The organism is Collinsella aerofaciens (genome assembly GCF_001405375.1).
In the GTDB taxonomy this organism is placed as follows: Bacteria; Actinomycetota; Coriobacteriia; order Coriobacteriales; family Coriobacteriaceae; genus Collinsella; species Collinsella aerofaciens_F.
In genome coordinates, this window is the sequence record NZ_CYYP01000009.1 from 1 (window position 1) to 26,259 (window position 26,259).

19 protein-coding genes and 1 tRNA gene are annotated in these 26,259 nt (G+C 60.6%); 16 read left to right on the forward strand and 4 right to left on the reverse strand.

The features are described from left to right. The first annotated feature begins 112 nt into the window (after window positions 1-112). The 5 genes from ARB25_RS05670 (at window position 113) to ARB25_RS05690 (ending at window position 7,715) form a co-directional block, all read left to right on the forward strand. A complete protein-coding gene (locus ARB25_RS05670) occupies window positions 113-952 on the forward strand; it encodes a BREX-1 system adenine-specific DNA-methyltransferase PglX (protein WP_253276060.1) in 840 nt (279 codons plus the stop codon). 23 nt (window positions 953-975) lie between these two features. Further along, on the forward strand, window positions 976-3,684 hold the full coding sequence (pglZ, locus tag ARB25_RS05675) for a BREX-1 system phosphatase PglZ type A (protein ID WP_055286502.1): 2,709 nt from the start codon (window positions 976-978) through the stop codon (window positions 3,682-3,684). An 11-nt stretch (window positions 3,685-3,695) separates the two neighbouring features. After that, window positions 3,696-6,062: a protease Lon-related BREX system protein BrxL gene (gene brxL, locus ARB25_RS05680; protein WP_172676329.1), complete on the forward strand. Its 2,367-nt coding sequence runs from the start codon at window positions 3,696-3,698 to the stop codon at window positions 6,060-6,062. Window positions 6,063-6,134: 72 nt separating this feature from the next. Beyond that, window positions 6,135-7,499 (forward strand): hypothetical protein, encoded by a 1,365-nt coding sequence (locus ARB25_RS05685; RefSeq protein WP_055286504.1) that lies wholly within the window; start codon window positions 6,135-6,137, stop codon window positions 7,497-7,499. Between the two features lie 27 nt (window positions 7,500-7,526). After that, a complete protein-coding gene (locus ARB25_RS05690) occupies window positions 7,527-7,715 on the forward strand; it encodes a hypothetical protein (protein WP_055286506.1) in 189 nt (62 codons plus the stop codon). 721 nt (window positions 7,716-8,436) lie between these two features. On the opposite strand, the gene ARB25_RS05695 is transcribed toward ARB25_RS05690, so the two are convergent. After that, entirely contained in the window at window positions 8,437-10,038 is a 1,602-nt protein-coding gene (locus ARB25_RS05695; RefSeq protein ID WP_055286507.1) for a potassium/proton antiporter, read from the reverse strand. A gap of 253 nt (window positions 10,039-10,291) precedes the next feature. Here ARB25_RS05695 and ARB25_RS05700 point away from each other — a divergent pair, with 253 nt between their 5' ends. Beyond that, entirely contained in the window at window positions 10,292-11,131 is an 840-nt protein-coding gene (locus tag ARB25_RS05700; RefSeq protein WP_055286509.1) for a metallophosphoesterase family protein, read from the forward strand. A 316-nt stretch (window positions 11,132-11,447) separates the two neighbouring features. Here ARB25_RS05700 and ARB25_RS05705 read toward each other — a convergent pair whose 3' ends face one another. Further along, window positions 11,448-13,022, reverse strand: a complete 1,575-nt coding sequence (locus tag ARB25_RS05705) for a lipopolysaccharide biosynthesis protein (protein WP_366223327.1) — start codon at window positions 13,020-13,022, stop codon at window positions 11,448-11,450. Between the two features lie 180 nt (window positions 13,023-13,202). Here ARB25_RS05705 and ARB25_RS05710 point away from each other — a divergent pair, with 180 nt between their 5' ends. The 6 genes from ARB25_RS05710 (at window position 13,203) to ARB25_RS05735 (ending at window position 19,665) form a co-directional block, all read left to right on the forward strand. Next, entirely contained in the window at window positions 13,203-14,774 is a 1,572-nt protein-coding gene (locus tag ARB25_RS05710) for an L-lactate permease (RefSeq protein WP_055286511.1), read from the forward strand. A 278-nt stretch (window positions 14,775-15,052) separates the two neighbouring features. Then, entirely contained in the window at window positions 15,053-16,723 is a 1,671-nt protein-coding gene (pckA, locus tag ARB25_RS05715) for a phosphoenolpyruvate carboxykinase (ATP) (protein ID WP_172676330.1), read from the forward strand. A 227-nt stretch (window positions 16,724-16,950) separates the two neighbouring features. Then, window positions 16,951-17,670 carry a B3/B4 domain-containing protein gene (locus ARB25_RS05720; RefSeq protein WP_055286513.1) on the forward strand — a complete coding sequence of 240 codons (720 nt, stop codon included), beginning with the start codon at window positions 16,951-16,953 and terminating at the stop codon, window positions 17,668-17,670. A 170-nt stretch (window positions 17,671-17,840) separates the two neighbouring features. Further along, window positions 17,841-18,290, forward strand: coding sequence for a MarR family winged helix-turn-helix transcriptional regulator (locus ARB25_RS05725; RefSeq protein WP_035137250.1), 450 nt, complete (start codon window positions 17,841-17,843; stop codon window positions 18,288-18,290). A gap of 119 nt (window positions 18,291-18,409) precedes the next feature. Next, the gene (locus tag ARB25_RS05730; protein WP_055286515.1) at window positions 18,410-19,264 is read left to right on the forward strand and encodes a DegV family protein; all 855 of its coding nucleotides are present in this window, start codon (window positions 18,410-18,412) and stop codon (window positions 19,262-19,264) included. An 80-nt stretch (window positions 19,265-19,344) separates the two neighbouring features. After that, entirely contained in the window at window positions 19,345-19,665 is a 321-nt protein-coding gene (locus ARB25_RS05735) for an MGMT family protein (protein ID WP_055286517.1), read from the forward strand. A gap of 372 nt (window positions 19,666-20,037) precedes the next feature. Here ARB25_RS05735 and trpS read toward each other — a convergent pair whose 3' ends face one another. Both trpS and ARB25_RS05745 read right to left on the reverse strand, forming a co-directional pair. Continuing rightward, entirely contained in the window at window positions 20,038-21,087 is a 1,050-nt protein-coding gene (trpS, locus tag ARB25_RS05740) for a tryptophan--tRNA ligase (RefSeq protein WP_055286519.1), read from the reverse strand. 159 nt (window positions 21,088-21,246) lie between these two features. Continuing rightward, window positions 21,247-22,446, reverse strand: coding sequence for an MraY family glycosyltransferase (locus tag ARB25_RS05745; RefSeq protein WP_055286520.1), 1,200 nt, complete (start codon window positions 22,444-22,446; stop codon window positions 21,247-21,249). 525 nt (window positions 22,447-22,971) lie between these two features. On the opposite strand from ARB25_RS05745, the gene ARB25_RS05750 reads away from it, so the two are divergent. The 4 genes from ARB25_RS05750 to ARB25_RS05765 all read left to right on the forward strand — a co-directional run bounded on the left by ARB25_RS05750 (window position 22,972) and on the right by ARB25_RS05765 (window position 26,246). Next, window positions 22,972-23,910: a radical SAM protein gene (locus tag ARB25_RS05750; protein WP_055286521.1), complete on the forward strand. Its 939-nt coding sequence runs from the start codon at window positions 22,972-22,974 to the stop codon at window positions 23,908-23,910. Between the two features lie 150 nt (window positions 23,911-24,060). Further along, window positions 24,061-24,133, forward strand: a tRNA-Ala gene (locus tag ARB25_RS05755). Between the two features lie 64 nt (window positions 24,134-24,197). Next, window positions 24,198-24,656 carry a hypothetical protein gene (locus ARB25_RS05760; RefSeq protein WP_055286523.1) on the forward strand — a complete coding sequence of 153 codons (459 nt, stop codon included), beginning with the start codon at window positions 24,198-24,200 and terminating at the stop codon, window positions 24,654-24,656. 84 nt (window positions 24,657-24,740) lie between these two features. Continuing rightward, entirely contained in the window at window positions 24,741-26,246 is a 1,506-nt protein-coding gene (locus tag ARB25_RS05765) for a nicotinate phosphoribosyltransferase (protein WP_055286525.1), read from the forward strand. The last annotated feature ends 13 nt before the right edge of the window (window positions 26,247-26,259 follow it).

Genomic DNA, 26,259 nt, shown 5'->3' on the forward strand with positions numbered 1-26,259 from the left:
CGAGGCGGCATAGGATATCAACCGTATTCCAGATTCCAGGACGCCGGGCCGACTCACTTCGGATCGGGCGCTACACCAACTTTCTCGACATTACCACAACATGGAGGGCGAGGTGCCCATCGAGGTCGAGGATAAGTACGTTTCGGTAGCGCGCATCTTTGATACCGCCGATGAGATCCCCGAGAGCTATAAGGGCAACAAATACGTGCGCACTAAGCGCGATGAGATCACCTCGCTCATAAGCTATGCCGTGGGCTGCATGTTTGGCCGCTATTCGCTGGATGTGGACGGGCTGGTCCTGGCCGATCAGGGCGCCACAGTCGATGACTATCTGGCCAAGATGCCCAACTCTGATCATGTGACCTTTATGCCCGATAGCGATAACGTGCTGCCCATTACCGATGACGAGTACTTTGACGACGACATCGTGCGCTACTTTATCGACTTTGTGCGCACCGTGTATGGCGAGGAGGCGCTTGAGCAGAACCTGGCCTTTATTGCCGAGGCACTCGGCAGCAAGGGTACCTCGCGCGAGGTAATCCGCACCTACTTTTTGAAGGACTTCTTTAAGGACCACTGCCAGACCTACAAGAAGCGTCCCATCTACTGGCTGTTCGACAGTGGCAAAAAGAACGGCTTTAAGTGCCTTGTTTACATGCATCGCTATCAGCCCGACCTGCTGGCTCGCATTCGCACCGACTATGTGCATGGGCAGCAAGAACGCTACCGCGCCCAGATCGGCTATGCCAACGATGCCCTTGCCGATGCCGAGCGCGGCGAGCGCGTGCGTCTGGACAAGCGCGTCAAAAAGCTCAACGACCAGCTCAAAGAGACTATTGCCTTCGAGGAGAAGCTGCACCACTTGGCAGACCAGATGATTAAGATCGACCTGGATGACGGCGTCAAGGTCAACTACGCCAAGTTTCAGGATGTGCTGGCAAAGATTAAGTAACTGCAGATACGGTAAGGATATTCATGCCCAAGATCGATGTAGAAGAACAGCTCAAGCTGCGGTTTTTGCAGCCGTTGCCCTCATGCGTGCCGCGTCGTGTGGTGGTTTGGCACGATGCGGACGGCGAGTTTGCCCCTGAGTTTGAGCGATTGGCTGCCGTGGGTTTCGACGGTGCGGGGGCCGATGGCGGCGTTATGCCCGCTCACGGTGACTTTGAGCGCCCGGTTCGGTTTGTTGAGGCCTGCGAGGGCCGCATGTTTGCCGTCAAGAAACTCGTCAACCGCGATGACCTTGTGAGCGATATCTTGCTGTATCGCCGTTGCCCGCGCGGCAGGCTTGAGGGCGATTGGCTTGCCGATGTTGAGCTGTATGCTGACCGGTTTCAAGCTGATTATCTTTCGCTTTTGGCCGATCAACTGGGTATCGAGAATATCGATGCCGTGCGCGAGAGCCTGCGAGCGCACAAGGCGTTCTTTGTCGCCAAGTCCCGCTGCGCTAAGTTTGCCGCGTGTGTTCCGCATGCCTCGGGCGCATCCGATATCGAACTCGGCATCCTTACGGTGATTTTTGGCGGTAAAGAGCTTGGTGACGCGCGTCCCGCGTTTGTGCTGCGTGGCTGTATGACCATGCTGCTGCACGAGGGTCCCGAGGCGCTGGCCGAGTTGATGGACAAGTACTGCGTGCGCGATGTGCTCTCTGCCTTTATGCTTCGCTGCTATGGGTTTGAGGGGCCGCTGTATGAGCGCGACTCATTGCTTATGCTTTCATCCCATGCGCTCCTTACAGCGGCGTCTACCGCGCTTCCCGAGGGAGCGCTCAAGGGGCTCGAAAACTATATGGCTCCCGCCTACGGCCCCTATTGCCTTGAGGCGGTGCGTACGTGGGACCAGGCCGCCGATGCCCGGGCATCGAGCGAGGACCTATTTGAGATTTGTCGTTTAGTTGAGGATGCCCGCGGGCTCTTTGCACGGTTCGAGACCCTGCCGATCGATGCGCTGGCTTCGCTTGATGTGTTCCCGTGCGTCAACGAGGTTGTGCTCTCGCAGCTGTTCTGCTCGTTTGCGCAAGGTGCAGACCGTGTTGAGGATGCGCGTGCCTTTGCTGCGCGCCGTTGCGACCTAAGCTGGTACCGTCGTGTCGAGAGCTACTTTGACCTGCTTGTCACTGTGGCCGATATGTGCGCGTTTAGGCAGACGCACGCGGGTGGGTTCCATCTGGCGCAGTCCCAGCAGGTGTGGGATGCCTATACGTCCGAATGGTATGCCATGGACGCTGCCTATCGCCATATGTGCACCGCGTATCTGCGGGCACGCTCCGTCGAGTGCGATGCGCTCGAGGAACCTGCCCGCGCCGTGGCGGACTGGGCGGAGAATCTCTACAGCAACTGGTTCTTGGCGGATGCCAATGCCTGCTGGGCGGCTGCTGCGCAAGGGGAGTGGGCCGATTGCGGCTGCATCGATGGTCCCGCACGGCAGGATGAGTTTTACTGGCATGTGCTACCCGCCTTTGTGGGCTCTGCCAAAACAACGGTCGTTATCGTGAGCGATGCGCTGCGCTATGAGGTTGCCCGCGACGTTGCGGCGCTGCTCGAGCGCGAACGCGGCGGCAACGTCAAGGTATCTAGCATGCAGGCGGTCTTTCCCTCCATTACCGAGGTGGGCATGCCTGCGCTGCTGCCGCACCAGGTGCTTGAGCTTGCAGAGGATGGCGCGTTTGTGTTGGCTGACGACATGCCCACTGCGACGACTCCGCAGCGCGAGGCCGTGCTTGCCCACGTTGAGCCTACAGCCCGCGCTTTGCGCTCGAGTACATACCTCAACATGGCGGGAACCGAGCGCAAGGCGATGCTCAAGGGCTCAAGACTTGTCTACCTCTATCACAACAAGATTGATGCCACGGGCGAGAAGGCCGCTACGCAGGATGACGTCTTCGATGCCTGTACGGACACCGTAGAGGAGCTTGCCGCGTTGGCGCGCCGCGTGTGCACCGACGCCCCGGGCGCGCGTGTTGTTATAACGGCGGATCACGGCTTTATCTACGCGCGCCGGGAGCTCAGCGAGTGTCAGATGCTCGGCAAGCCAGATCTTCCCTTCCTTGACGCTCCCGTCATGCACGGCAAGCGTCATCTGGTGGTGCCCAACGAGGCCGTGGCCAAGCTTTCGGACGAGGTACGCGAGGTGTTTGTTAATGTTGACATGGGACGTTTGGGTGCCGGCTTTGAGGGGTTTGCCCCGCGCGAGAACGTGCACTTCAAGCGTCCCGGTGGTACTAACAACTACGTCCACGGCGGCATGAGCCTGCAGGAGCTTTGCGTTCCCGTTATTGGATTTTGGCGTGCGCGCTCGGGTTCCAAGGACTTTGTCGACACGCGCGCGGCGACGTTGCGCGTGCTAAGTGAGGGGCGCCGGGTGACCAACTCGCTCTTCTCGCTCAACTTGATCCAGGAAGAACCAGCCCAAGGCAAGGTCTTGCCGTGCGAATACGAGCTGGTGTTTACCGATGCAAGCGGCAACGAGGTGAGCGATACGGTCAAGGCGCATGCTAACAAGACTTCTGTTAATTCGCAGGAGCGCGTAGTGCATGCCAAGTTTGCGCTGCGCGCGGCGGATGGATTCTCGGCAAAGGGTCCGTACTATCTGGTCTGCCGCGAGCGCGAGACGGGCAAGATCGTTTGGCGCGAGACGTATACCATTGCCGTTTCGTTTGCCCCTGTTGCTGACTTTGGTTTTTAGGAGTGTGCCCTATGTTTGATAGCCATGACGACGGTCTGTGGGAAGTTCCCTCGATTGATGTGGATGTGCCTGCGGAGGGTGTGGTGCCTGCGGCGGCTGCGGCGCCTGTGGAGGCCCCGGCGGCTGAGGCTGTTGCGCCTGCCCCGGAGCCGGTTGCTGCCGCGCCCGTTGAGGCTGCGGTGCCCGCCGAGGACGAATCCTCGACCGATGGCTATGACCGGGCTACGGCCGAGGCCCCCGAGGACGACGGCTACGACATGGATGGCCTGGACGGCAAGCTGCTCGAGCACTTTGCTGGCAAGATCGTGCGCAAGGACCTGACGGCCCTTATGAAGCGCGGCGCCAACGTGCCCACCTTTGTGCTGGAGTACCTGCTGGGCATGTACTGCTCAACCGACGACGAGGATGCCGTGGCAGAGGGTTTGGACCGCATTCGCAGGATCCTCACCGATAACTACGTGCGTCCCGACGAGTCCGAGCGCATTAAGTCCAAGATTCGCGAGTTGGGCCGCTTTACCATCATCGATAAGGTGACGGCCAAGCTCGACGAGTACAAAGACATCTACGTGGCGTCGTTTGCCAACCTGACCATCGAGCCGTTTGTGATGCCTGCCGAGTACGTGCGCGACTATTCCAAGATTCTGCAGGGTGGCATTTGGTGCATCATGAGCATCGAGTATCGTCACCCCTTGGATGAGGAAGACGAGTTTGGCATGGAGGTCTTTGGCGACGATGCACCGCGCCGCTCCAAGGCCAAGCGCAAAAAGCGCGGACCCGAGGACTCTCCGTTTAGCGTGGCGTCGCTCACGCCCATCCAGATGCCCAATCTGGACCTGGATGCCATGATTGACGAGCGCCAGTATTTCTCGCGCGACGAGTGGCTCAACATGCTGCTGCGCTCCGCTGGCTATGAGCCCAGCGAACTTTCCGAGAAAGAGCGCCTGCACTTTATCGAGCGCATGGTGCCGCTCATCGAGCGCAACTACAACCTGTGCGAGCTGGGTCCCCGCGGCACCGGCAAGAGCCATATCTACAAAGAGGTCTCGCCATACGCCATCTTGCTCTCTGGCGGCCAGACCACCACGGCCAACCTGTTCGGCCGCATGAACTCCATGCGCGCCGACCGCGTGGGCTTGGTGGGCCACTGGGACTGCGTGACGTTTGACGAGGTTGCCGGCATGCGTTTTAAGGACACCAATGCCGTGCAGATCATGAAGGACTACATGGCGAGTGGCAGCTACGCGCGCGGCCGCGACCAGATCAACGCCGATGCCTCCATGGTCTTTGAGGGCAACATCAACGATACCGTGCAAAACGTCCTTAAGACCACGCACCTGTTTGATCCGTTCCCTCCGGAGTTTAACAACGATTCGGCCTTCTTTGACCGTATTCACTATTACCTGCCGGGCTGGGAGATTCCCAAGATGCGCTCGAGCCTGCTGACTGGGCATTACGGCCTGATCACCGACTGCCTGTCGGAATTTTGCAAAGAGATGCGCCGCAAGGACTTTACGCACCATATCGACAGGTATTTCCGCTTTAACAGCGACTTTAACAAGCGTGACGAGATCGCCGTGCGCAAGACCTTTAGCGGTCTGGCCAAGCTGCTGTTCCCCGACGAGGCCATGGATAAGGACGACGTGCGCTGGCTGCTGGACTACGCCATCGAGGGCCGTCGCCGCGTAAAGGAACAGCTCAAGATTATGGCGGGCGTCGAGTTTATCGACGTTAACCTGGGCTATATGGATGCCGACAACCCGCAGGACGTGCACGTGGTGCGCGTGCCCGAGCAGAGCGAGGACACGCTGATTCCCGACGGGCCGCTGCTGTCCGGCCACGTGTTTGGCGTGGGCAGGTCGCAGGGCGGCGAGGTTGCCGTGTACAAGCTGGAGAATAAGGCGGTTGCCGGCGAGTGCAAGTTTAAGCACGAGGGCGTGGCCTTTAACAAGCCGGTGCGCGATACGCTGGAGGCCGCGTTCGACAACTTTGTGAACCTGGCGAACCGCGTGGCGCCGGGCATGCACATTGGCTCCAAGGATTACCTGCTGTTCTACAACGACCTGCAGAGCAAGGGCCTGTCCGAGGAAGTTTCGCTCGCCGAGTTTGTGGGACTTTGCTCTGCGGCGTGCAACCGCCCGGTGATGCCTGCGCTGGCGATTCCGGGAATCTTGCGCATGTCGGGCTCTATGGACGAGATCCGCGGGCTCGAGGACATTATGCGCGTGGCCAAAAACGCCGGTGCCAAGCGCGTGATTTTGCCGCTGAGCGCTATCGCGGGCCTGCAGAGTGTTTCTTCTGAGATTATTTCGGGGTTGAGCCCGGTGTTCTACATGGATGGCGACCCGGTCGACGCCGCGAAGAAGGCGCTGGATTTGTAGTGGTGCGGGCGAGCGGGCTTGCGTGCGCGGGCCCGCGGGAGCGTTGGTCCGTAGTGCGTGAGGAGGCCTGCCGTGGCAGATGAGCGTTCTGTTGGTGAGTTGCTCGACGAGCTGTTTGGCTTTGAGTCGGTAGGCAAGCGTCAGACGGCGCTTGAGCAGTACGATCGCGGGGAGCTGGTACGCAAGGCGCGCTCCCGCGAGCTGTTGGGTGTGCTTAGGGGCGTCGAGGCTGCTGAGCACGCTGCGCGCGAGTCTGCCGTGCGGGCTGTTGACGGGTATGTTCGCCGTGCTGAGGGCGCCGCGCTTGCACGCGCTCGCAAGCAGGCGGGCATTGTTGGACCGCTACGGATGGAGCGCCGCTATGCTGCCTTTTTGCGCATGGAGGACAAGGCCGAACTGCAGACGCGTCTGGAGCAGACACTTGCGTTTATCGAGGTAAAGCTGCGAGCCAATACGGCGGACAGGGTTCGTGTGGCGTACGATGCCGCGGGGGCTATGGTGCTGCAGGACGTGGCGCGCCTGAGTGACGTGCGTGTTGTGGACGCCGTGCCCCTAGATGCCGATCTGTTGTGTACGCAGCTGGAGCAGTTGCGTTGTGCCGCCGATGCGACGGACCTTGCGGGCATGATCACAGCGACGTTTGAGTCCGAGTTGAGTGCGACGGGGTCGCAGCGCGCTGACGGGTTTACGGGCGATTTGGCTGGCGATGTTGCTAGTGACGTGGCGTTGGGGCGTGAACTTACCAACGTACGCGGCGCTGCGCAGCGAGCGCGCTTGGCGGCGCAGGCGTATCGGGCCGAGCGCGCCGCCCGCGTTGCGGGGAGCACGGTGGAGCCTTCGGGGCTGCCGGAGCCTGCTTGCGTTGCGTGCGAGACGGCGTGCGATGCCGGTTTGCTTTCCGAGCTGCTCGTTCAGGTTAAGAAGTCGTTTGAGACCTACCGTTGTGTTGTTGCCGACGGCGGGTTGTTCTGTGCGTTTGGCTCCGGCTCACCGCATGGGATTTGCCGGGGCTCGAGCTATTTAGACTATGATTCTCGGCTTGACGAAGACGTGCTGGTGGGCGAGTACGACGGCGCTACCAGGCATGATGTTCGGCGTGAGGTCGCGATTCCCGAGCTTGTGGATGAGGCTTCGACTGATGGCGGCGACTCGCTCGAGGTTGCCGTGGCACGCATGCGCGAGTTCAATGAGCGTCGCTACGATGGTGTGCTGGATGAGGACCCTGCGCGCCATGTGAATGCGTTTTGGTATGGACTCAAAAAGCTCAGTCAGTATTGCGAGGCCGCCGTGCGTGTGGACGAGCGTGCTTGGGATTGCTTTATCGATAAGGTGCAGTTCGCCTACGATGAGCCCGTGGGGCGTTTGGCTGCGCAGATGGACGACAAGCAGGTTGCGGCTTTTGTTGCTGCCGTGGAAGTGCTTGGCGCTGACGAGTAAGGGCCTGGTTTGGCGGGAGGTTTCACCATGAAAATCGAAGTCGATGTAGATCAGTTGCGCGAGAGCCTGCTCGACCGTGCGGGGAGTGCAGCCGGCGTGGGCTTTCCGGCCGCCATGCTCGACGTGATGGATATCGAGGACGAGTCGCCCCAAGAGCTCCTAGCCCGAGCCGAACGCGAAGGCCTCGACCTCCGCGACTTTGTCGACGATGACTAAGGTAACTAATATGGGATGGGGCGTCTGCACCCGCAGCTGCGCGAAAATGCACGATAAGCCGTCCCAATGGAGCCTAATGAGCTCGCGACCGTTCTATTTTGACTGCACGCTGGCTAAGTGAGTAGACTTTTTTGGAAATCCTGAGCACCCGACAAATTTGCTTCAACAAACCCGCAGGTTACAGACTTGTGCTTTGGTGACGTGGTCGGCGATTCGACAAAAGTCTACTCACTTAGTTTTGAGAGACGCCAATTGTCCGCAACGAGACCCCAGCCGAGGCGATTGATGCTCAAGAGTGGCCAATTCGGGACGGCTGCCCCGCCCCTCTTAGGGACAAGGCAGGGGTTGCGGTGACTTTGCTCACAAAAAATGCCGGGGGTAAGACCCCGGCTCTTGGAGGCCCCTCTTTTTGGAGGGTACCGATTTCTTTATAGCATGAGATCGGACGGCTTTCAAATGGCGCCATGTGGATGGGATGGCGCGCCTGATAAAGCCCTCAATGAATGGCATCCAACTAGCGTTCGTGATACAAAGAAGTCGGTCATCTCAAAAGAGAAGGCTTCCAAGTGCCGGGGACGTTTTCCCCGGCTTTTTTCATTTCGGTGTCAATTCAAATGTTTTTAACCTATCCCCTTAATAAGTTGCGGTGAAATAGGGACTGAAATGGCTGTTCAGAGGCTTATTCAATCCCTATTTCACCGCAACTTATGGGTGGGGATGGCTACGACGCTAGCGTGGCGATGACGGCTTCGTCGCCGGCGTTTATGAGGGTGTTGCCGTCGGGGATGATCGTTTGGCCGTCGCGCTTGAGCATCACGACGATAAAGGGGTGCTTGCCTTGCGGCACGTCGCGCAGACGCTGTCCAGCTAAGCGGCCGTGGGGTGTCACGGTGACCTCGCGCAGCGTAACCTCGGCACGCTCTTCAAATGTCGGGGCAGCCATCACCAACAGGTCGCCTTCCTCGATCACGGTATCGCCGTTGGGCAGCATCGGATGAGCGCCGTCGCGCAGCACCAGGACGACGAGCATGTTCGTAGCGCTGCCAATATCGGCAAGCGAGCGTCCGGCAAACGGATGTCCAGCTCCCACCTTGAGCTTGACGAACGACATGCCGTCCTCGTCGCGGTAGTCGTTAAAGGTGCGGCGCACGTCGCCTTCCGCGTCGATCATGTCGAGTTTCTTCGCCACTGCCGGCAGCAGCGAGCCCTGCACCACAATGCTCGACACGGCAATCACAAACACCAGGTCAAATAGGTCGTGGCCACCGGGAACGCCGGACACCACGGCAAAGAGGCTAAAGACGACCGAAGCCGCGCCACGCAGGCCCGCCCAGCTTACGAGCGCGACCTGGCGGGGGTTCGTCTTAAAGGGCGCCAGTAGCATGCCGACGGCGATGGGGCGGCTCACGAAGAGCATGAACGCCATGAGTGCCAGGCCCGGCAGCAGCATTTGCGGCAGGCGGGCGGGCGTCACGAGCAGGCCGAGCAAAAAGAAGATGGTCATCTCGGCCATCTCGGTGAGGGTGTCAAAGAAGTGCGCTAGCTCGACCTTGCCGGTGATGTCGCTCGCGCCTAGCACGATGCCGGCAAGGTACACGGCCAAAAAGCCGTTGCCGCCTAGGTAGCTCGGCAGCGCGTAGGCGACGATGGCCGCGGCGAACAAGAAGATGGTCTGCGCGCCCTCGGCTGTTGCATGCGCGCGCTCGATCAGACGGCCCGATGCCCAGCCGATGACAATGCCCAGGCCCACGCCTAGAATGATTTGCTTGGCTAGCAGCACGGGGATGTTAACGTCGCCGCCGGTCGCGAGTGTGGCGAGCACGGCGGTGAGCATGTAGGCGACGGGATCGTTGGAGCCCGATTCGACCTCGAGCAGCGAGTCGGTGCCGCCCCTCAGCGACAGGTTGTGCTCGCGCAGCACGCTAAAGACGCTGGCCGCGTCGGTGGATGCCACGACCGATCCCAGCAGCAGGCCACCGATCCAGTCGAAGCCTAGTACAAAGTGCGCGAACACGCCGGTGATGCCAGCGGTGATGACGACGCCGAGCGTGCTCAGCAGCACCGCGGGCACGGCGACAGGTTTGGCACGGTCGATGTTGGTGTTAAAGCCGCCGTAGAACATGATGAACAGCAGTGCCGTGCTGCAGACGGTTTCGGTGAGCGCGTAGTCGCTAAAGTCGATGTGCGCCGGACCGTTGACGCCCAGCAGCATGCCCAGCGCGATAAAGATGAGCAGGGTGGGGAAGGGGAGCTTTTTTCCGACGGGTTTGATGGTCAGGCACAGAATAATGACGAGGCCGATAAAGAGAAGAATCTGGTTCATGGATAGTGTCCGCTCCTGGGTGGTTGGCGTGGCACGGTCAGATGTCTGCAGTTATTTGTACCCAAAGGTGGTGGGCTTATGGGGGCGGATTGCGGGCGTGCGCGATATCGTCATAGACGGCTGCCGTCTTTGCCTCTGCTCGGAAACCCTTTCCAGCTTTATTGCAACGGAGTACAATGGGTAACGTTTAAGTTCAACTTGAAGTTTTAGTTGCGGCACCGGGCTTCGGCCGCAATGTAAAGAGAGGCGTTCCATGGCGATCTATGTGACATCCGATGCTCACGGGCACGTGCGTGCGCTTGACGAGGCCCTTTCCAAGATTTCGCTGACGTCCGAAGACACGCTGTATGTGCTGGGCGACATGATCGATCGCGGGCCCGATCCGGTTGGCGTTATTAAGCTCGTGCGCTCGCTGCCCAACGCTCGCGTGCTTAAGGGCAATCACGAGCAGATTATGCTCGATGCCATCATTGGCCAAGATCCGCTCGATGCCGAGACCTGGGATATCAACGGCGGTTGGACTACCCGTCAGCAGCTCAACGATATGGAATTTGAGGCGTACGAGGAACTCGTGCGTTGGATGGCGACGCTGCCGCTCTATGCGGTGGCCGAGACTGATGAGCGTCCGTATCTGCTGGTGCATGCCGGCATCCAGACCGAGGCGGCGCGGGCGTTTTTGCTTGAACATGGGGTTGATTGTGCTGATGGTGCGGGGGCGGTGGATGCCGATCGCGAACTGCTGAAGCAGATGCTTGCCGTGCAGTCGTCCGATGACTTGCTGTGGATTCGTCACGGCTACTGGGATGCGCCGACGGGGCTTCTCTCTGCCGAGGGCAAGGGCCCGGTCGTGGTGAGCGGCCACACGCCCACGGTGTCGCTCGGGCGTTATTGCGAGGTCGGCGGCCTGGCGGGGCTCGATGAGGAGTCGGGCCGTGGGCAGATTGTGCACCTGGGCGGCGAGGATACCGCCGGCGTTCCCGATCGCATCGACATCGACTGCGCCGCCGCCACGGGCTCCGAGTTTGGCCGTGTAGGGATCCTGCGCCTGGACGACGGAGCCGAGTTCTACGCGAACATTCTTCCTGGCGAATGATTACACAAGGGGTAGCTAATTTGGGACGGGGCTTTTTTGACTACTTTTGCCCTTCTGCCCATCAAATGATTTTTCTGGGACGGGGATTAAATAATCATTTGGCTGCCCGCTGGCTAAGTGAGTAGACTTTTTTGGAAATGCCGAGCACCCAACATATTTGCCTCAATAAAACCGCAGGTCACAGGCTTGTGCATTATTGGCGTGGTCAAGGATTCGGTAAAAGTCTACTCACTTAGTTTTGTGTGGTGCATATTGTCACAACGAGACCCTAGTCGAGGAGATTCCATCGCAAATTCCGGTACCGGGGGGCAGCTAATTAGGCGCCGTACGGGTTGCGGTCGCGCTCGATGCGCTGGCGGATGTGGGCGTACTCGATAATCAGTAGCACCAGGAGTAGGGCCATGATTGCTAGGTAGCTCACCACGGCGCCCATCAGACCCAGCAGCTTAATCAGAATCACCGGCAGCACCACGCTTACGGCGAAGCAGATTAGGTAGATCCTGGTGACGTCGCCGGCGTGGCGCAACACCGTGATGATGGCGTAGATAAAGTCGATTGCCGCGGTGACGCCGCCGGCGACAACCATTAGCAGCGCCAGCGTGCGGTAGCGCTCAAAGTTAAGGCCGTACATAAAGCTCATGATGGGGATGCCGGGGCCTGCCATAAATGCGGCGCACGCTCCGGTAATGACCACGATTAGTGCCATAACGGCAACAATAATCAGGTCAAAGCGACGACGCTTGCGCGGATTCGCCCAAATGCTCGATAGACGCAGGAGCTGCGGTTTATAGATAAATCCAATGCTCAACAAAATGGCCTGCGCCGGAAAGAACAGTGCATTAAAGTACAGCTGATACTTGTAGGCCAGCGCGCCCTCCATCACGAACTTGGGCATGCTCTCGATAAGGTTAAACAGGAACAGCGCACCAAAAAGCGGAGCGCACTGGATAAACAGGTGGCCAGCCTCGCGCAGGCTCATGCGGCGTGATTTTTCGGTCTCGAGCAGGGCGAGCGGGGCGGTGACCAGCACGAGCGAGGCAATGGCGGCGATGCCCATGGCCATGGCCGCGATGGGCATGCTGCGCGTAAGGAACAGTGCCACGCTAAAGACCGCGATGACGCCGGCGGAACGCAGCGTTTGGCTCATGCCGGCCAAATAAAGCTTGTCGGCCTGCTGCAGGCGGCCCTCGTACACGTCGGCGATGCCGTCGATCACCTTATAGAGGTAGACGCCCAGGCCGATCGTGGCCATCTGCGCATCGTAGCCGCGGGCGCTGCTGTATACCAGGCCGCATGCCAGCGCGAGCGCTCCGCAGAGCCAGCGGTTGAGCTGGTAGGAGCCGAAGGAGGTTTTTTCGTCGATGTCCGAGACCTGAAAGTTGCGCACGCCGTAGTTACACGCGATCATGATGAGCGTGCCGGTGACAAAGGCGATGGAGAACTTACCGGCTTCCTCGGCGCCCACAAGCTGCGTGGACACAATGGTGAGCAGCGGAAACGCCATACCCCATACGGCGGTGCCCAGGGTATTCCAAAGGTAGTCGCGACGGGTGGCGTGATCTTCGTACTCGGCTTCTTGCGTGGAGAAGCCGCCGCCGTAGACGGCTCCGAGCAGGCGGTTCCACCAGGCATTGACCATGCGGTGGATGGGGCCGGGCTGGCAATCGCGCTCGCGGCGACGGCGTGTGGCCTGGCTGCTGCCGGGGCCGCCGGCGTTACGCTGGCTCAGCTCTTGGATGCGCGCGAGCTCCTCGGCGGTGTGCGATGCGGGGAACAGGCCGTTCTCGATGCGTCCGCCCTGTCCGTGCGCCTCGCCCGATACGGCGGGGTCGGCGACGCCATTGCGGCGGGCGATGGCGCGGCGGATGCTATCGAGGGGCGAGATGCTCAAGGCGATTCCTTTCTCTTGCTGCGTTCTAGTATAGTCGCGGTGGTGTCCATTAATGTTTTTGAACAGGTTGTTCAATAATTTCGGCGGGTGGCTGTAATTTGTCGGTAAACGTGCGGTATCCTGTTGAAGTTTTGTGACCCCCCCCGATGCCGCTTGCGCGGTACCAAGGAGCTTCTACCTATGGACGTCGCCGCATTCTTACTGGCTCTTGTGCCGATTATTTGGCTGGTCGTGATGCTGCTGTGCTTTAAATGGCCAGCTTGGAAGGCCGCTATCGGATCGTTTGTCCTTTCGTGCTTGCTTGCCTTCGCATGGTGGCACCTGTCGGCAGCGCAGATCGCGACCGCCTCGCTCGAAGGTTTTTTTCTGGCTCTGTGGCCCATCGTCCTGGTGATCATCGCCGCGGTGTTCACGTATAACCTGTGCGTTCGTACGGGCGCCATGGACGTGATCGGCAGCATGATCACCTCCATCAGCAGCGACCGCCGTCTGCTGGCGCTGCTCGTGGCTTGGTGCTTCGGTGGCTTTATGGAGGGCATGGCCGGCTTCGGTACCGCTGTCGCCATTCCCGCCGGCATGCTCGCGGGCCTGGGCTTTGAGGCCGTGCCTGCCGTGCTCATCTGCCTGCTGGCCAACGGCGTGCCCACGCCCTACGGCTCCATCGGCATCCCCACGGTGTCCGTTGCCGACCTGGTGGGTTTGGATTCCCTTCACCTAGCGACCGTTCAGCTGGTGCAGCTCGCACCGTTCTTTGTGGTGATGCCGCTATTTATTGTGCTGGTTGCGGGCCGTGTTGCCGATGACCAGGGCAATGCCGCGAGTGTGGGCGAGCGTCTGCACGGTGTTGCCGGCGTGGCGTTGCTCTCCGGCGTGTCGTTTGTCGGCGCGGCTCTGGTCGTTGCCATGTTTGTGGGCCCCGAGCTGGCCGTGGTCGTAGGACCCATCGTTTCGCTCGCGCTGACAGCTGCGCTTGCCATGCGTGCCGAGAAGTCGGGGCATCTGGACGCACGCTTCCATATGAATATCGAGGCCGGCGAACAGCTCACCGTTAAATCGGCGCTTTCGGCCTGGTCGTGCTTCATTCTGATTTTTGTACTGCTGCTGGGTACGTCCAACCTGGTGCCCGCCGTGCATGCCGCGCTTGCGCCCTTTGCAAGCCACGTGCAGGTGTATTGCGGCGAGAACCCCGGTACGCTTACGTTTTCGTGGATTAACACGCCGGGTGTTTGGATCTTCCTGGCCGCGTTTGTCGGCGGTGCCATTCAGGGTGCTTCGCCACGCATGATGGGCGAGGTGCTGGCCGCGACTGTGAAGCAGATGATGCCGACGGTGATCACGATGCTTTCGGTGCTGGGCTGTGCCAAGGTGATGGGCTATGCGGGCATGATCTCTTCGATCAGCGCGTTCTGCATCGCCGTCGCCGGTGGGCTGTACCCGATTCTGGCTCCGTGGATCGGCGCAGTCGGTGCGTTTGTGACCGGCTCGGGCACGTCCTCGGGCATGCTGTTTGGCCCCATTCAGAGCCAGGCTGCCACTGCGCTGGGTGTGAGCGACTACTGGATGGTCGCGTTGAACGCCCTGGGCGTCGCCGCCGGTAAGATGATCTCGCCGCAGACCCTCGCCATTGGTCTTGCCGCCGTGCTCGTGCGCGGTAAGGATGCCGAACTCCTGGGCGCCGTCCTGCCCTACGCCGCCGGCATGCTGGTCCTGATGAGCGCCATAGCCATGCTCGGCCAAGGCCTGCCGCTGTAGTCGGCACTTAGGGACGTTCCTTATGTGCCGGCACTTTGGGAACGTCCCTAAGTGCCGGCATCCGGGGACATTCCTTGAATGTTGCCTGTTCAAGAGTGTCTCCAATGACTAGGCGTTTAAAAACGTCCCCAATGACTAGGCCGCTTGCCTGCGATTTTTGACCGTTGGGCGGGCTTGCCACCCTTGCCGCAAAAACGTTTTTGCATATCGGGTACAACGGGCTTTACGTGAGTAAAGTGCGCGCCGCGTCCATGTGTCGCGTTTTTAAAGGAGGCCCCATGCCTGGTGTTACCCCTGCAGAAGTTTTGTCCAACTTTGGTATTACGCTGGTCGAAGATCCCGCCGAGAATCAGCCCCGCCTGCTGGTCGATCTACCCGCCGCGGAGCTCGTCGAGCACGCCATCCGCCGCGAAGAAGGCCGCATGGCATCCAACGGCGCGCTGGTGATTGAGACGGGGGAGCGCACCGGCCGTTCACCCAACGATCGCTTTATCGTTGACACCCCCGATGTTCACGACAAGATTGCCTGGGGCGCGGTCAACCGCCCGCTGTCCGTCGAGAGCTATGAGGCCATCAAGGCCGGCATCGTCGACTATCTCAACGAGCGCGACGTGTTCGTCACCCGCGGCATGGCAGGCGCCGACCGCAACCACACGCGTCGACTGCTCGTTGCCTGCGAGCGTGCCAGCCAGGCGCTCTTTATTAAGCAGATGCTCGCCCGACCGCTTGCCCGTGAAATCGCGCGCACCGGCGAGCCCGACTTCTGCGTGCTCGCAGCGCCCGGTTACCAGTGCGACCCCGCCATCAAGGGCCTCAACTCCAGCGCCGCGGTGGTCATCAACTTCCAGGAACGCGTGATTCTGGTCGCCGGCACCGGCTACTCCGGCGAGATTAAAAAGTCGATCTTTAGCGTCATGAACTATCTGCTGCCCGTCGAGGACGACGTGCTGCCCATGCACTGCTCGGCCAGCATGGATCCCGTCACGCACGAGACCGCCGTGTTCTTTGGCCTGTCCGGCACCGGCAAGACCACGCTTTCGGCCAATCCCACGCGCCTGCTGATCGGCGACGACGAGCACGGTTGGTCCGACATGGGTATTTTCAACATTGAGGGTGGCTGCTACGCAAAATGCGAGGGCCTGGACGCCTTCCACGAGCCCGAGATCTTCAACGCCGTCCGTTTTGGCGCCATTTGCGAAAACGTGGTGCTCGACGATAACCGCAAGCCCAACTATGGCGACATCTCGATCACGCACAACACGCGCGTGGCCTATCCCGTGGAGCACATTCCTAACGCGTGGACTAAGGGCATGGGCACCACTCCAAGTGTCGTGCTGTTCCTGACTTGCGACGCTTTTGGCGTGCTGCCGCCCATCTCACGCCTGACGGCCGATGCCGCCATGTACCACTTTGTGACGGGCTTTACGGCTAAGATTCCCGGCACCGAGGTCGGCGTCACCGAGCCCACGCCCACGTTCTCTTCGCTGTTCGGCGAGCCGTTTATGCCGCTCGACCCCATGGTTTACGCCAAGATGCTTGGCGAGCGCATTGCCGACGGCCGCACGCGCGTGTACCTGGTCAACACCGGCTGGATCGGCGGCGGCTACGGCGTGGGCCATCGCATCGAGCTTGCCTACACGCGCTCGCTGGTCGCGCGCGCCCTCGACGGCACCATCGAGGACAGCGAGTTCGTGCACGACGACATCTTTAACGTCGACATTCCCACGACGTGCCACGGCGTGCCCGATGGCATCCTGGTGCCGCGCCAATACTGGCAGAGCACCGCGCGCTATGACGAGGCCGCGCACAACCTGGCGGTGATGTTCGAGGAGAACTTCGAGAAGAAGTACTCGCACCTGCCCGAGTCCGTCAAAGCCGCCGGCCCGCACGCTCAAGTACACGCCGACGCCCGTCATCGCGGCCGCGGGCTGCTGGGACTTCGCCACTAGCTTCGCCGTGAGTCCATATCCACCACAAAGGGGACAGGCACCTTTATGGTGGTTTTGCTCGCGTGGATGACTCGGGTTACAATACGCCTGACATATCGTCCCCTTCTCCGGATGGGGACAGCGCAAGCGTTCTTGTGACGGCACCGTAGGACTTTGAAGGTGGCCGTTGTAAGGGCGCTTTTTGTTTAGGCGCCCTCACTCGGGCGCGCACAATGAAGGGAGAGCGTATGAAGAGCTTTATTGCCGAGGATTCATTCTGGGAGCTGTTTCCGCAGGCAGCGGTCGGTGTTGTGGTCGTGGAGGGCATGAAGCCCACGGCTCAGATTCCTCAAGAGGACGTGGATGCGATTGCGGCGTTGCTCGACCGCGCCAATATCGATGCGGAGCGTCATCTGACCAGCGACACTATCAGCGAGAACGCACCGGTCAAGGCATGGCGCGAGGCCTATCGTCTGTTCAAGACCAAGAAAGGCGCGCGCTGCTCGATCGAGAACTTGCTCAAACGCGTGCTTAAAGGCAAGCCGGTGGGCCACATTACACCCGCGGTGGACATCTACAACACGGTGTCGCTGACCTACGCGCTGCCCGTGGGAGGCGAGGATCTGCATGCGATCGAGGGAGACCTTCGCTTGAAGGTGACCGACGGTGGCGATGCGTTCTTGCCGCTTGGCGAGGAGGCGGACGATCCGACGCTGCCCGGCGAGCTCGCCTACATCGACGATGCGGGCGCTGTGTGCCGCTGCTGGAACTGGCGCGACGGCGTTCGCACGGCGCTGTCCGATAATTCGGCCGATGCGTTCCTGGCGATTGAGTGCGTGGAGTCCGAGCGGATGGGGGATTGCCAGGCTGCGATCGATCGCTTAGCCGAGCTGCTTGAGCGCTATCTGGGAGCGACGGTTGTCATTAAGACGCTTGTGACCCGCGACAATCCTTGCGAGGAGCTGTAGCGGCGCCTAGAACCTATTGATGCCCCAAACCACCACAAAGGTGCCTGTCCCCTTTGTGGTGGTTTTTATGTTGATGGGTTAACAAATGGGGTATTTGGGTACGGGTGTCGCCTTATGCGACTAAGATGTTTACCCGTAAGCATTATGCAAGCGAAAGGCGGTCGTCTCCCATGCAGCAGAACGACGAGACACGTTTCGAGGACTTTGTCGGACTGATCAGCGGGCTCTACAAGGAGATTCAGCGCATTAAGACATCCGAGGGCGCAAGGCTGGGCCTCAAGGGCTCCGACGTTATGTGCCTTTACTATCTTGAGCGCAGCAAGGACGGCCTGACTGGCGCTGACCTGGCTCGCATGGCAGGCGTGACCCGCGCCGCCGTCTCGCGTACGCTCGCGCATCTGGAGGAGGGCGGCTACGTCGAGGTCGACGATTCGGGCGATGCCGCCGTTAAGTATCGTGCTCCGGTGCGCCTGACCGCTCTGGGCGGCGAGAGCATGAGCGAAGCGGACCGCATCATTCGCGAGGTGCTCGATACCACCGGTAAGGCTATGGGTGTGGAGCAGCGCGAGCAGATGTATGCGTCGCTGCGCACGATTCTCAACACCCTGCGCGAGCTGTAGGGTCGCCAAGGCTTTTGCTTCCAATTAACAACTGCATAGTCCTGTTTGAGCGCGTATACCGTGCCGGGGCCTTGCTGTCAAAATTCCCTGCGCGGGACCTGCGCAAGAAAGGATTCGCTATGTCCGTCCGCATTATTACCGATTCCGCAAGCGATATGTCGTCGGTCGAGCACCCAGCACTTGCCGTTTTGCCGCTGTCCGTCACCTTTGGCACCGATGTGTACATGGATGGCATCGACATCGATCACCAGCGCTTTTACGAGATGCTCGTGGAGCGCGATGAGCTGCCCAAGACCGGCCAGGTCAACCCGTACGCGTTTTCGCAGGCGATTGCCAAGGTTCGTGAAGCCGGCGATGAGGCTGTGATTATTACCGTGGGCGCTAAGCTATCAGGCACCAATCAGAGTGCCCGTACCGCACTTGCCGAGGCGCCGGGCGGCGACGTGTACGTGGTGGATAGCAATAACGTCACTCTGGGCGAGCGTGTCCTGGTCGAGTATGCCCTGCGCCTGGTGAACGAGGGCCGTAGTGCGGCCCAGATCGCGGCGGCCGTCGAGGCCGTCCGTGACCGCGTGGTCGTCATCGGCCTGCTCGAGACGCTGGAGTACCTGGTGCGCGGCGGTCGTCTGTCTGCTGCGGCCGGCGCCGTGGGCACGCTGCTCAACGTAAAGCCTGTGGTGGCTGTCGAGGACGGTCTGATCGTGCAGCTGGGCAAGGCGCGCGGTTCCAAGAACGGCCGCAACCTGCTGAACCAAAAGGTCGAAAAGGCGGGCGGCATCGACTTTTCCATGCCGCTGGCGCTCGGCTATACGGGTCTTTCGGATGCGGTGCTCAAGAAGTATATCGAGGACAGCGCGGCACTTTGGGCTGGCCACACCGAGGGCGAGTTGCCCGTTCACACCATCGGCGCCACCATCGGTACCCACGTAGGCCCTGGCGCCGTAGCCGTAGCCTTCTTCCAGCCCGCCAACTAACTGACCTGCCATAAACCACCACAAAGGTGCCTGTCCCCTTTGCGGTGGTTTATGCTTTTCCGGGTGGAAGGGAGCGAGCAATGGCGTCTGAGGGCTTTTTTGAACGGGTGTACGAGGTGGTCGAGCAGATCCCCGAGGGGATGGTCGCCACGTATGGTCAGGTGGCGCTGCTTGCCGGTCGACCACGAAGTGCGCGGTATGTGGGGTATGCCCTGCATAGCAATCCGCGCCCCGGCGAGATTTCCTGTCACCGCGTGGTGTTTGCCGACGGGCGCATATGCGAGGGTTTTGCTTTTGGCGGTCCCGATGCTCAACGTGAGCTTTTGATAGGGGAGGGTGTGGCGTTTAAGGACGACATGCACGTCGACCTGGCCGTCTGTCGTTGGCCTGCCGGACTCTAACAGCTCTGCCGTGGCCAGAACCACCACAAAGGTGCCTGTCCCCTTTGTGGTGGTTTTCTGTTGCAGGTTTACCGGGGCTAACTTATGGAGAAGCTATGGCGGCGAATATTGATGCTGCAAAGTAAACCACGGTGAACTATATTGTATTCAGCAACGGAGCAGGCAATAGGCGATGAAAAAGCCTGCCCTGTTGAGTTTGATTCGCATTCCTCCCCTCTGTGCGATTCAACGGTGTACTTCGGGAACGGGNNGGGCCCGTTCCTGTTTATCGGGGGAGTGCAATGGGCGGAGCCGAAGCAGTCCGGCTCCGAAAAAGGTGGACGTCGTAGCGCCCGCCCTAAAGCAATCGAAAGCTCAAGCCAGCAAATCGGTCTAGTACACCATGCCCATGGCGTCCTGAACCTCTGCCAGGGTCTGATCGGCGATCTCGTTGGCGCGACGATTACCTTCGTGCAGCACGTCCTTCACGTAATCCAGATCGTTCTCGTAGCGCTGGCGACGCTCGCGGATCGGTGCGAAGTACTCGTTGACGGCCTCGGTCACGTACTTCTTGAGCTGGCCGGAGCCGCCCATGCCAATCTCCTCGGCAATCTCGACCTCGGAACGGCCGGTGCAGATGGCGGCCGTCGAAAGCAGGCCGGACACGCCGGGGCGGTTCTCGGGATCGAACGTGATCATGCGCTCGGAGTCGGTCTGGCTCTTCTTGATGCGCTTGGCCGTCTCCTCGGCGGTCATCGAGATGTTGATGGCGTTGCCGTAGCTCTTGCTCATCTTGCGACCGTCCAGGCCGGGCAGCAGCGGGGTCTCGGACAGCAGCGCGTCGACCTCGGGGAACACCTTGCCGTAGCGGTTGTTAAAGCGGCGGGCGATGGTGCGGGTGAGCTCGATGTGCGGCAGCTGGTCGCGGCCGACGGGCACCACATTGCCCTTGCAGAACAGGATGTCGCAGGCCTGGTGCACCGGGTAGGTGAGCAGAAGGCCGGTGAGCTCGTGCCCCGAGGCCTCCATCTCGGCCTTGACCGTGGGGTTGCGCGCCAGCTCGGCCTCGGACACCAGCGACAGGAACGGCAGCATGAGCTGGTTGGCGGCGGGCACGGCGGAGTGCGCGTAGATCATGGTCTTGTCGGGGTCGATGCCGCAGGCAAGGTAGTCCATGACCATGTTGTACACGTTGTCCTGGATGTGCTCGGTGGTGTCGCGGTCGGTGATGACCTGGTAGTCGGCGATGAGTACGTTGGTCCTGGCGCCCATGTTCTGCAGCTCCACGCGGCCCTTGAGGGTGCCAAAGTAGTGACCCAGGTGCAGACGGCCGGTGGGGCGGTCGCCGGTAAGCATGGTGAACTTCTCGGGCGTCTTGGCCAGGCCCTCGCGAATGGCGTTGCTCTTTTGCAGCGCGACTTCGTAGCTGTTCTCGTTTGGCATGATTGCTCCTAACGTTCGTTCGCAGGTTTTGATGATAGCGTGTTTATTGAGAGGGGTGGGCGTGAGTGGGTGAGGGACTGCCAGGGGCCGGCTTTCAAGTCCGCCGCGGCGTTCGCGCGAACGGCTGCCAACGCCTTGGCACATCCTCGGCAGCTTGCCCTAGAGCTTGTGGTGGCGCTCTTCTTTGCGCTCCTCGGCTGCCTGCTTCTCCTGCTTAAAAGCGGGGTCGTCGGGGGTGACCAGCTCATCTTCGTGCGTGCGCTTGTTGTAATGGTGGAGCAGCACGGGCTCAAATAGATGTAGATGCTTGGCGAAGGCCGCCGAGCCAATGGCGAGCACGGTAAAGATGAGCACGCGCATGGGCACCTCGACCTGGTTAATCGCGGCGGCGCCGGCCGAAAGCATGATGCACCAGGCATAGATGAGCAGCACGGCCTGTTTTTGGTTGTAGCCTTCTTGGATCAGGCGGTGGTGGATGTGGCCCTTGTCGGCCTGCCCGATGCTAATGTGGGCGCGCTTGCGGCGCACAATGGCGCTAAACGTGTCGATGATGGGCACGCCGGCAACGATGAGCGGGATGATAAGCGAGGTGAGTGCGGCGGTGCGGCTCACGTTGAGCAGCGAGATGGAGCCCAGCGCAAAGCCCAGAAGCAGCGACCCCGAGTCGCCCAAGAAGATGCTTGCGGGGTTGAAGTTGTAGCGCAAAAAGGCCAGACAGGCGCCAAAGAGCGCAATGGAGAGCGCGGCGGCGTCGATGCGGCCCGAGAGAACAGCCATCGAAAACATGGTGAACGATGCGATGCCGCAGATGCCCGTGGCCAAGCCGTCGAGGCCGTCGATGAGGTTAATGATGTTGGTGAATGCCACCAGATAGATCACGGTGATGGGGTAGGCGAGCCATCCGAGCATGATCTCGCCGGGGGCAAACGGGTTGACGATGACGCCGATTTTTAGGCCGCCGATACAGGCGATAAGCGCGGCGAGGACTTGTCCGGCCAGCTTTTGCTTGGGCGTGAGCTGGAAGACGTCGTCGATAGCGCCGGTCGCAAAGATGACGGTAAAGGAGAGCGCCAGCATGGGATAGCTAATGTGAAGGCGCGGGTGCGGCACCAGGACGGGTGGCCAGCCTAGGTACCAGGTGCCTAGGATTTGCACAGTGCACGCGACGACCAGGCCCAAAAACACCGCCGTTCCGCCCAAACGCGGGATGGGCTTGGTGTTGATGCGGCGCTTAGAAGGATAGTCGACGGCGTCGAGCTTGATTGCCAGGCGCTTGACCAGGGGTACCGTGAGGAAGGTCGTGATAAAGGCCGCCGCTGCCACGCATAGGTACGGTATGTAGCTCGGGGATGAAGCCATGAATCTAAAAACCGCCAAGCGTCGAAGGAAAAGGTCAGAAGAACGCCATGCGCAAAGGGCATAGCCGAACCATGATACTCGACCAAGGGGGGTGCATGGAATTGCACGCAGCGATAATCACGCGCTTACCAGATATTGGGATGTTGTCGATGGCTTGTCGGGATGCCGGCGTGGATCCATATGGACTGTAATGGCAATTTTCGGCAAAAGAAAACCACCCCCCACGTTACGAAAATGAACCCACCTAAAACAGGTGGGTGCCCTCATCGACTGTTCCAGCGTCCTTAACAACGAAGGATACCTGTACTAGGTACGACTGTGTGGGCTCCCTAAATAAACGCGACGGTTCACCCAGTTGCTCCGCGGGGGGCGGAATACCTACATCATAAAGCCGCACTTTATCGATTCCAGTCTTGACATTACAAAAATCGTGTCGGACGATTACGGCGCCTTGGGCTCGAGCCGTCTGTGCGGTTGGTCCCTTTGCGTTTGAGCTGCTGAATCGTTGTTTTGGAGCATGTTTTTATGCCGACGTCGTTGACCGAACTATTTTCGCCTGCCTGCCATTTGTGTCCGCGCCGTTGCGGTGCGGCGCGCGATGAGGGCGCGCGCGGCGTATGCGGTGCTAACGGCACGCTCAAGGTGGCCCGCGCGGCGCTCCATATGTGGGAGGAGCCGCCTATCTCGGGCGAGGCCGGTTCGGGCACGATCTTCTTTAGCGGCTGCTCGCTCAAATGTATCTACTGCCAGAACCACGAGATCTCGACCGGCAATTTTGGGCTTGAGATTTCGCCTGAGCGCCTGGTCGAGATTATGCTGGAACTGCAGGACCAAGGTGCCAACAACATCAATTTGGTGACGGCGACGCACTATGCGCACCTGTTGCCCGCTGCGATTGCCGCGGCACGGATGCGCGGGCTGGTCATCCCGATCGTCTACAACACGAGTGGTTACGAGCGTGCGAGTGCCGTGGCGGCGCTGGGCGACCTGGTCGATGTGTGGCTCACCGACTTTAAATATGCCGATGCCGGGCTTGCGCAGTCGCTTTCTCATATTAAGGACTACCCGCGCGTGGCCGTGTCGGGTCTGGCCCAGATGGCGCACGAGGTCGAGCGCCGCGGGGGAGAGCTGGTGGATGAGGGCGGGCTTATGAAGCGTGGCATGATCGTGCGTCACCTGGTGCTTCCGGGGCATGCAGACGATTCGTGTCGCGTGCTGGACCTGGTGTGGCAGACGGTGGGCGACGTGCCGATCTCGGTTATGAACCAGTACACGCCCAATGCGCTCATGCGCGAGCAGGGCGGCGACCTGGCACGCGCCGTGTCGCGTGAGGAGTACGAGCAGGTGCTCGACCATGCCGACGACCTGGGTTTTACGACGATGTTCTGGCAAGAGGGCGGCGCGGTAGACGAGAGCTTCACCCCGGCCTTCGACACCACCGGTGTTCTTACCAGCGCAAAGTAGTGCGTTCGTCGATGATTTTTCTGGGACGGGGATAAAAAATCATCGAGAGGATCGCCTGTTCGAAAAGTTGCCAAAATAGCCGCGCCCCAAAAAGACTGGTTATTGGGCGTTGACAGTTGGCGAGCCGTAGGTAAAATATCAACTTGTCCTGGGGACGTAGCTCAGTTGGGAGAGCGCTGCCGTCGCATGGCAGAGGCCGAGGGTTCGACTCCCTTCGTCTCCACCCTTGGATTTGATAAGCCGCTGACATTGTGTCGGCGGCTTTTTTTAAAAGAAAGGGCTATACCATGGCCGAGCTTGAGTCCCAACCACTGTCTGCCGAGGAGCGCGCCGAGTTGGAGGAGCTCCGCGCCGAGAAGGCTCGTCGCGAGGCCCAGGAAGAGGCCCGTCGCGAGCGCGAGGAGCTGGCTGCCCTGCGTGCCGAGCGTGCGAAGGCCGAGGAGGTCGCCTCGAACGCCGCATCCGAGCGCAAGCCCGCGCCCGCACACAAGCCCGCTGTAGCGAAGCCTTCACCTGCCGCGCCCAAACCTCAGCCTAAAAAGGCCGCTCGTCCCAAGTCCGTCGAGCCCAAGCCGAGCCGTGACGAGATGACCTTTGCCCAGCGCATGGTTACCTCCAAGGAACCTACGGGCGAGAACGAGATTCCTGGCATGGCGCCGGCTCAAAAAATCATCATTGTCCTTGCCCTCATCGCGTTTGTCATCTTTATGGGCTACACGATCCTGACCAGCATGGGCCTGCTCTAACCGATTTGCATCGGGCGTCATGTCCGCATGCTCTGTTCTCGTCTAACCCTCAAATTCTGTACCACACATCCGAAAGGTCGCCCCATGGCTTTGACCGACATCTCGCATCCCACCGACATTGCAATGCTCACCGATCTGTACGAGCTCACTATGGCCCAGGGCCTGTGGGAGAGCAGCAAGGCCAATGAGCAGGGTTGTTTTACCGCGTTTTACCGCGACCATCCCTTTGGCAGCGCCTATGCCGTCATGTGCGGCACCGCCGAGCTGCCCGAGCTGGTCGAGAACCTGCGCTTTACGCCCGAGGATATCGACTACCTCGCATCGCTTGAGGCCCCGGCCGGCGGCGCGATGTTCAAGCCTGGATTCCTCGACTACCTGCGCGATTTTCGCGCGCATGTAAACATCGACGCCGTGCCCGAGGGCGAGCTCGTCTTTCCGCGTGAGCCCATGGTGCGCGTCACCGGCCCCGCGCTGGAGTGCCAGCTGCTCGAGACGGCGCTGCTCAACATCGTCGGGTTCCAGACGCTTGTCGCCACCAAGACGGCGCGCGTGGTGCTCGCCGCCGACGGTCGCCCTGTGGCGGAGTTTGGCCTGCGCCGCGCCCAGGGTCCCGATGGCGGCCTGGCCGTTGCGCGCGCGAGCTACGTTGCCGGCTGCTCCTCTACGTCCAATGTGCTCGCCGGCCGCCGCTACGGTATTCCCGTCTTTGGCACGCATGCGCACAGCTGGGTGATGAGCTTCGATTCCGAGCTCGAGGCCTTCCGCGCCTTTGCCAAGTCGAGCCCCAAGAACTGCACGCTGCTCATCGACACCTACGATGTGCGCGAGGGCTGCGAGCATGCCATTACGGTTGCCAAGGAGATGGAGGCGGCGGGCGAGCGCCTGTCGGCTATTCGCATTGACTCGGGCGACCTCGCCAAGCTCTCCAAGTATGTCCGCGGTCGTTTCGATGCCGAGGGCCTGCCCTATGTGGGGATCTCGGTTTCTAACGATCTGGATGAGTACACGATTCAGTCGCTGCTCGACCAGGGCGCGCCCATCGATAGCTTTGGCGTGGGCACCAAGCTTGCGACCTGCTACGACCAGCCGGCGCTGGGCGGCGTGTACAAGCTTTCCGCCCGCCGTGCGAGCGAGGCCGACCCGTGGACGCCGGTGGTCAAGCTCTCCGAGCAGCCCTACAAGCGCACGATCCCGGGCGTGCAGCGCGTGCGCCGTTATTACGACGGCTTTGGCGGCCCGGTCTGCGACATGATCTACGACGAGGACCATCTGGTGGGGGAGGGCGCCGCGCGCGGCAATACCCTCGTGGCCGTGAATGATGCCGCCCTGGTGACCGACGTGTCGGAGCTTGAGTATCGCGAGCTGCTGGTGCCGATCGTGCGCGATGGCAGTGCAGTGGCTCCGCGTGAGAGCATCCAGGACGCGCGCGAGCGCTGTGTTTGGGCGCTCGATCATCTGGACGCAGCTTTCAAGCGCTTCCTGTACCCGCAGACCTATGTGGTGGGCATGGAGCAGGGCCTGGCTCAGGTGCGCGACGAGCTCGTGCGCAAGAACATGGCTGCGGCCTCGGCTTTCCCCTGGGCTCACTAATTCCTTGGGCGGT